The 6,612-nt window shown below is 54.8% G+C and carries 8 protein-coding genes and 1 pseudogene; 8 read left to right on the top strand and 1 reads right to left on the bottom strand.

Annotated features, from left to right (window positions below):
* Window positions 1-85 precede the first annotated feature (85 nt).
* From MFF55_RS19340 to MFF55_RS19370, 8 genes and pseudogenes are all read left to right on the top strand, one after another.
* Window positions 86-1,036 (top strand): NAD-dependent epimerase/dehydratase family protein, encoded by a 951-nt coding sequence (locus MFF55_RS19340; protein WP_238245741.1) that lies wholly within the window; start codon window positions 86-88, stop codon window positions 1,034-1,036.
* Window positions 1,037-1,091: 55 nt separating this feature from the next.
* Window positions 1,092-2,195: a GDP-mannose 4,6-dehydratase gene (gene gmd / locus MFF55_RS19345; protein ID WP_238245742.1), complete on the top strand. Its 1,104-nt coding sequence runs from the start codon at window positions 1,092-1,094 to the stop codon at window positions 2,193-2,195.
* Window positions 2,192-3,118, top strand: coding sequence for a GDP-L-fucose synthase family protein (locus MFF55_RS19350; RefSeq protein ID WP_238245743.1), 927 nt, complete (start codon window positions 2,192-2,194; stop codon window positions 3,116-3,118). Before gmd ends, MFF55_RS19350 begins: the two co-directional genes overlap by 4 nt.
* Complete coding sequence (locus MFF55_RS19355; RefSeq protein ID WP_238245744.1) at window positions 3,118-4,284, top strand: DegT/DnrJ/EryC1/StrS family aminotransferase; 1,167 nt, start codon at window positions 3,118-3,120, stop codon at window positions 4,282-4,284. Before MFF55_RS19350 ends, MFF55_RS19355 begins: the two co-directional genes overlap by 1 nt.
* Before the next feature lie 255 nt (window positions 4,285-4,539).
* Window positions 4,540-4,674, top strand: a complete 135-nt coding sequence (locus MFF55_RS27210; RefSeq protein WP_373874842.1) for a hypothetical protein — start codon at window positions 4,540-4,542, stop codon at window positions 4,672-4,674.
* A gap of 35 nt (window positions 4,675-4,709) precedes the next feature.
* Window positions 4,710-4,961, top strand: a pseudogene (locus tag MFF55_RS27215) (IS3 family transposase); the annotation flags it as partial.
* Between the two features lie 8 nt (window positions 4,962-4,969).
* Complete coding sequence (locus MFF55_RS19365) at window positions 4,970-5,125, top strand: hypothetical protein (RefSeq protein WP_238245745.1); 156 nt, start codon at window positions 4,970-4,972, stop codon at window positions 5,123-5,125.
* 194 nt (window positions 5,126-5,319) lie between these two features.
* Entirely contained in the window at window positions 5,320-5,508 is a 189-nt protein-coding gene (locus MFF55_RS19370) for an ATP-binding protein (RefSeq protein ID WP_238245746.1), read from the top strand.
* Between the two features lie 121 nt (window positions 5,509-5,629).
* Here the strand turns inward: MFF55_RS19370 and rfbA are convergent, their stop codons facing one another.
* Window positions 5,630-6,496 (bottom strand): glucose-1-phosphate thymidylyltransferase RfbA, encoded by an 867-nt coding sequence (gene rfbA / locus MFF55_RS19375; RefSeq protein WP_238245747.1) that lies wholly within the window; start codon window positions 6,494-6,496, stop codon window positions 5,630-5,632.
* Window positions 6,497-6,612: the final 116 nt, after the last annotated feature.

Below are 6,612 nucleotides of genomic sequence, written 5' to 3' on the forward strand. Positions count from 1 at the left end.
TTAGCTGCACGATGAGCCAGAGAACGGGAGGGCGACTCCCGACGCAACTCTCGCTGACGCGAGGATCAAAGAAGGGCAGTACGCCTTGACGAGTCGGCATCTCATCCTTGGCGGTTGCGGGTTCATAGGTCGTCACGTTGCAAATCGCCTAGCGCTCAATGGCGATACCGTGACCCTTGTCGATCGGAACGCACCGGCTTTTATTCTGCCGAGTGAGGCAAGCACGCGGGTCAATTGGCGGCAAGCCGAACTCGACGCGCCTAATTGGGACGACTTGGTCGCTCAGGCTGACGTGGTTCATCACTACGCTTGGGACTCCATTCCGGCGAGTGCCAACAAGGATCCGGGCGGCGACCTTTCTCGGAATGTTCGTCCTACAATAAATTTGCTTGATGCGTTAGTGCGCCGAGGTAGTGGAACTTTAATCTTTGCCTCCTCCGGCGGGACGGTTTACGGAAACATCCTTCAACTCCCGATTTCCGAAGATCATGCCATTCGGCCTGTTACTGCTTACGGCACGGGCAAGGCGACGGCTGAGTTGTACCTGCAGCTATACCGCCAAATGCACGGAGTTGACTGCCGTATCGCTAGAATCGCAAACCCTTACGGGGCGGGGCAGAATGTCGCTCGCGGCTTAGGTGCAGTGACAACTTTTATCGACAAAGCATTGAAGAATGAACCGATATCGATCTTCGGTGACGGTGAGGTCGTTCGTGATTACATCCACATTTCTGACGTCGCAATATGTCTGGCTGAAATTGCCAAGGCTCCTATCTCGGACGAATATATATTCAATGTTGGAAGTGGTCTAGGAACGTCACTCAACCAACTTGTCGAGCATTTAGAAGCTGGTATTGGTCGTCGGATTACTGTCCAACGATTGGTCGGACGCAGCTTCGATGTATCGGCAAACGTGCTTTCAGTTGAACGGATCAAACGGGTCTACGGCTGGTCTCCGCGGCTGACACTTCGGGAAGGTATGCGACTTACCTTGTCGAACTTAGCCGAAGGTCGAGAATTTCCAGACAGTTATTGAGTCGTAGTCACAGGACTTTGGAACTCAAACGGCACGAGAGGCAGACGGACGAGAAATGAAGAAAGTTGCACTCATCACAGGCGTTACCGGGCAGGACGGAGCCTATTTGTCAGAGTTCCTCTTGAATAAAGGTTATGAGGTTCATGGCGTTAAACGCCGTACTTCGCTATTCAATACTGCGCGTATCGATCATCTCTTTGCAGAGTCTCAGGATGGCAAGCTACCGTTTGTGCTACATCATGGCGACATGACGGATTCCTCGTCGCTTCTGCGTATTATTCAACAGGTGCAACCTGATGAGATATATAATCTGGCTGCGCAGAGCCACGTTGCTGTGAGCTTTGAGGAGCCGGAATATACTGCGAACTCTGATGCAGTGGGAGTACTGCGAATTCTTGAGGCGATACGAATCTTAGGGCTAGTGGGCAAAACCCGTTTCTATCAGGCTTCAACCTCCGAGCTGTATGGTCTGGTGCAGGAAGTACCTCAGTCTGAACGGACACCATTTTACCCACGGTCACCTTATGGGGTTGCCAAGCTTTATGCCTACTGGATAACCGTAAATTATCGGGAAGCATATGGAATGTATGCGTGCAATGGAATTCTATTTAACCATGAATCGCCTATTCGCGGTGAAACCTTTGTGACGCGGAAGATCACTCGTGCCTTAGCGCAAATTCGATTAGGCCTGCAATCTTCGCTGGCGCTTGGTAATATGGACGCGCTGCGTGACTGGGGGCATGCTCGTGATTATGTCGAAATGCAGTGGTTGATGTTGCAGCAGACGGAAGCTGAAGATTTTGTGATCGCTACAGGTGAGCAGCATTCCGTTCGGGAGTTCGTTGAAAAATCTGCAGCTGTGCTTGGTATGACGATCGAGTGGGTTGGCTCGGGTCTTGGTGAGCGTGGCATTTTAACTGCCGCGCTGGATGAGGCGCTTTCGCCATTGATAGGCAAACCAATTGTAACCGTTGACCCCCGTTACTTTCGCCCGACGGAGGTCGAGTCGCTGCTTGGAGATGCGAGCAGAGCTCGATCGAAGCTCGGATGGTCAGCGAAAACATCGTTTGAAGAGCTTGTGCGCGAAATGGCACTATTTGACCTTCGGACCGCAGAGTCTCGTCTCGCGTCGGCGAACTCCAGCCGAGTTGTCAAATGAGGCCGCGCATCTTTGTTACGGGCGGCCGCGGGATGGTTGGTCGGACGTTGTTGGAGCAACTCGATCCGGCTGAGTGGACCATAGCCGCACCCTCGAGAGCAGAACTGGACCTTACTGACGCTCGGGCCACTGCGGTTTTTATCGCGGATTTTCGTCCGGATGCCATTGTGCATGCTGCCGGCCGAGTTGGTGGTATACAGGCTAACATATCTGAGCCTGTGGATTTTTTGGTTATGAATACGGATATTGGGCGAAATGTCATTTTAGGTGCGAATGCTGCGGGAGTGCGGAAGTTTATCAATCTCGCTAGCTCTTGCGTTTACCCCAATGATCGGGATGTTGCTTTGCGAGAGGAAGACATCCTCAGTGGGCCGCTTGAACCCACAAATGAAGGTTATGCTATTGCGAAGATTTTTGCTTTGCGGCTTTGTCAGTATCTTAATCGCCAATCGGGCTCGGCGTATTTCAAAACGTTAATTCCCTGCAATCTTTACGGCCCGAACGATCATTTTAATCCAGAGGTTTCTCATCTCGTTCCGGCCGCCATTCAAAAAATTGCGACAGCAAAAAGGCTCGGTAGCGAATCGGTGGAAATTTGGGGTGATGGCACCGCGCGTCGCGAGTTTCTTTACACCGGCGATCTGGCAAACGCGATATTGAGGGCGATTCGGGACTTTGAAAGACTGCCAGAACTTATGAACGTTGGGCTAGGTTATGACTTCTCGGTTTTGGAATATTATAAAGCTGCGGCTGCTGCGGTAGATTGGCGTGGTTATTTTACCTACGACGAAACAAAGCCCGTTGGCATGAGGCGTAAATTAGTTGACGTCACACGACAGGCCGAGTGGGGATGGCGCCCCTTGACAACCCTTTATGACGGGCTGGCTATGACCTACCGCGGATTTCAGGAGATCAATCGCTGATGTCTTACCGATTCCCTTTGGCTACTACTACCTGGGACGAGGCCGAGTATGAAGCTCTCCAGCGCGTTATCGCTGCTGGGACCTTCACTATGGGGCGGGCGGTGCATGAGTTCGAAAACAGATTTGCGGACTGGCAAGGTAGCCGGTACTCCGTGATGGTCAATTCAGGTTCTTCAGCAAATCTTCTCATGATTGCAGCTTTGATGTTTACGGGCAACGAGAAATTGAGATTAAAGGCGGGGGATGAAGTAATTGTGCCCGCCGTTTCTTGGGCAACGACTTATTATCCGGTTTCGCAATATGGGCTTAAGTTGAAATTCGTTGATATTGATATTGAGACACTAAACTTTGATCTTGAGTCGCTTCGCAATGCTATAACTGATCGGACTAGGGCGGTGCTGGCGGTCAATCTGTTAGGCAATCCAAATGATTTTAGCAGCATCATGGAAATCATTGGAAGACGCAATATTCTTGTTCTCGAAGATAATTGTGAGGCGATGGGCGCAAAATTTGAAGGTCGGCGGTCGGGCTCGTTTGGGGTCATGGGTACATTCAGTACGTTTTTTTCGCATCATATTTCTACGATGGAGGGTGGCTTAATCGCGACCGATGACGAAGAACTTTATCACATTTTACTGTCCTTGCGCGCGCATGGTTGGACGCGCAACCTTCCTAAGCATAATTTGGTTACGGGGACAAAATCGGACGATGATTTCGACGAATCGTTCAAGTTTGTGTTGCCCGGCTACAATGTTCGGCCCCTGGAAATGTCGGGGGCTTTAGGTATTGAGCAGTTGAAAAAGCTACCTAGTATCATTTCTGCTCGTCGAGACAATGCTGCTTTATTTTGTGAGGTTATGTCGGAACACCCAGACCTGATGATACAGAAGGAGATAGGGGAGAGTAGCTGGTTTGGCTTTAGTCTTGTAATACGCGGCGGTTCGGATTTGACGCGGAAAGCGCTTGTTGAGCGGTTGAACAATGTCGGACTGGAGTCTCGGCCCATCGTAGCTGGAAACTTCACGCGGAATCCTGTCATTAATCATTTGTATTCGGAGATAGCTGGTGAACTTGTGAATGCAGATCATGTTCATAACTATGGTGTGTTCATCGGCAACCATCATTATGAGATACGAGACGCCATTTCGGCGCTTGGTGCTTTATGAGGTTTCAGCCACTCTGCCCATCATATACTATTACTACATCAGACGTTTGCGTTCTGTGCTCCTGATGCTGTTCCTTGAGAATGGTTTGTGACGGCTCTTCATGTGCGATGATCTCTGCTTATTTGTATAGGTACGAGCATTCAACGTTAAGGTAATCGGTGGTGATCTGAGCGCCTGTTTCTGCGGCACATCTGATCCGTCGCCAGCCGAGTGGTCCGTTCTTTAGTATGGCTTTTGAGCCAGGAGGACGGATCGATGTCGAGGAAGCGACCCGAGGCCGAGGAGATCGTCGCGAAGCTGCGCCGAGCCGACGTGCTAGTCGGCCAAGGTACGAGCGTGGCGGAGGCAAACTGGTTGATCGGCGTGAGCGGGGTTACTTACTATCGCTGACGCCGTGAGTTCGGCGGGCTGATGAGTCGAGCGGATGGCGGCGCGAGGGGCTGAAGGTGCCGGTCCGCCAACCCAGGCGCGGGCGGCTCTGGGACAACGAAGGCTCCTGCTTGCGGCTGCGGCCTGAGCGGCGTGATCACGCCTGGTCCTACGACTTTGTCGAAGCGCGCACCCACGATGGCCGGAAGGCGCGCATGCTCAACGTGACCGACGAGTTCACCCGCGAGTGCTTGGCGATCCGGGTCGCACGCAAGCTCAAGGCAGCCAACGTGATCGATGTCTTGGCAGGCTGCCCATGATAACGAACTATTACGGCACCGAACTCACCCCCATCCCAATCCTGCGCTGGTGCCCGGAGTTCGGGGTGGAGTGGCACTGCGTCGCCCCTGGCAAGCCAATCCGGTGGGCGTTCATGAAGCTGTTCAACGACGTCTCCGAGCCGGGTGCTTGAACGAGACCCTGCTCCTGAGCCGCGGGCACTTACGGGCAGTGCTATTGCGATTTATGTTTCCCATGTGCACGATTGCATTGTCTGGGTACTTTTCCTCAATAGGGTCGATCTAATCACCCCTCTGGAAGCGGAGACGGAGGCAGGCAAGAAGGGGGTGACTGGCCACGCAGCTCGCGCGCACGGACCTAGTTATCTTGGACGAGCTAGGGAATCTGCCGCTTCCATGGCTGATTTGTCGGATGCTGTTCCACCTAATCATTCGTCTGTACGAGTGCACCTCGGCGATCGTGTCGACGAACGGGCGCTTCGACGAGTGGCCAAGCGTGGTTGGCTACGCCAAAATGACGAGGGCTCTGCTCGCCCGTTCCACCCATCACTTCTAGATCTTGGAGTTAGCCAGCGCCAGGTAGGTGGTAGAGACTCCCGCCGGATGCCGCGAGGCCGGTCCACAGATGTGCCCCTTTCGCATAAAGATGAACGTTAGTGCTTGAACCGACGCAATACCTACTCGCGGGCCAATTTGAGCAGGTTTTGGCCGTAGGGTGTTTTGGCAAACATCTCGCCGCGGGCGATGAGCTGGTCGCGGCCGATGAAGCCCTGCAGGTAGGCGATCTCCTCCAGGCAGGCCACCTGCAAGCCCTGCCGGTGCTGCAGCGTGCGCACGAACTCGGCCGCCTCCAGGAGGCTGTCATGCGTGCCCGTGTCGAGCCAGGCATAGCCCCGGCTCATCCGCTCCACGAAGAGCTGCCCGCGCTCCAGGTAGGCCTGGTTCACGCTGGTGATCTCCAGCTCGCCCCGGCCTGAGGGCGTCACCGCAGCGGCGATGTCGAGCACCTCGTTGTCGTAGAAGTACAGCCCCGTCACCGCCCAGGGGCTGTCGGGCTCGGGCGGCTTCTCGACCAGCCGCAGCGGCCGGCCGGCCTTGTCGAGGCTGACCACGCCGTAGGCCTGCGGGTTGTCGACATGGTAGGCAAACACCGTCGCCCCGCTCGTGCGCTCCCGCGCGCGCGCCAGCAGCTCGCTCAGCCCCGAGCCGAAGAACAGGTTGTCGCCCAGGACCAGGGCGACGGGGTCGGAGCCGACGAACGCGCGGCCGATGACGAAGGCCTGGGCCAGGCCCTCGGGCCGGGGCTGCACCGCGTAACTGAAGGACAGCCCGAACTGCTCGCCCGTGCCGAACAGGCGCTTGTAGTTGTCGAGGTGCTCGGGAGACGAGATGATCAGGATCTCGCGGATGCCGGCCAGCATCAGCACCGAGACGGGGTAGTAGATCATCGGCTTGTCGTAGACGGGCAGGAGCTGCTTGTTGATCGACAGCGTTGCCGGATGCAGCCGGGTGCCGGAGCCGCCGGCCAGGACGATGCCCTTCATATGACGATGCCCTTCATGGTGCGACCTTCATGAGGCTGTCTTCCACGTTGTCTGCTGCAGGAACCGGGTTGTGTTCCGCAAGAACCGGACCGACGAGCCGGTCGAGGAGGTCCTCG

The sequence above is a fragment of the Methylobacterium iners genome (assembly GCF_022179305.1).
Taxonomy (GTDB): Bacteria; Pseudomonadota; Alphaproteobacteria; order Rhizobiales; family Beijerinckiaceae; genus Methylobacterium; species Methylobacterium iners.

What these genes read in the sequence shown, in the direction of transcription:
- gmd (WP_238245742.1), top strand. Translation starts at nt 1,092, where the DNA reads ATGAAGAAAGTTGCACTCATCACAGGCGTTACCGGGCAGGACGGAGCC.
- MFF55_RS19350 (WP_238245743.1), top strand. Translation starts at nt 2,192, where the DNA reads ATGAGGCCGCGCATCTTTGTTACGGGCGGCCGCGGGATGGTTGGTCGG.
- MFF55_RS19355 (WP_238245744.1), top strand. Translation starts at nt 3,118, where the DNA reads ATGTCTTACCGATTCCCTTTGGCTACTACTACCTGGGACGAGGCCGAG.
- MFF55_RS27210 (WP_373874842.1), top strand. Translation starts at nt 4,540, where the DNA reads ATGTCGAGGAAGCGACCCGAGGCCGAGGAGATCGTCGCGAAGCTGCGC.
- MFF55_RS19365 (WP_238245745.1), top strand. Translation starts at nt 4,970, where the DNA reads ATGATAACGAACTATTACGGCACCGAACTCACCCCCATCCCAATCCTG.
- rfbA (WP_238245747.1), bottom strand. Translation starts at nt 6,496, where the DNA reads ATGAAGGGCATCGTCCTGGCCGGCGGCTCCGGCACCCGGCTGCATCCG.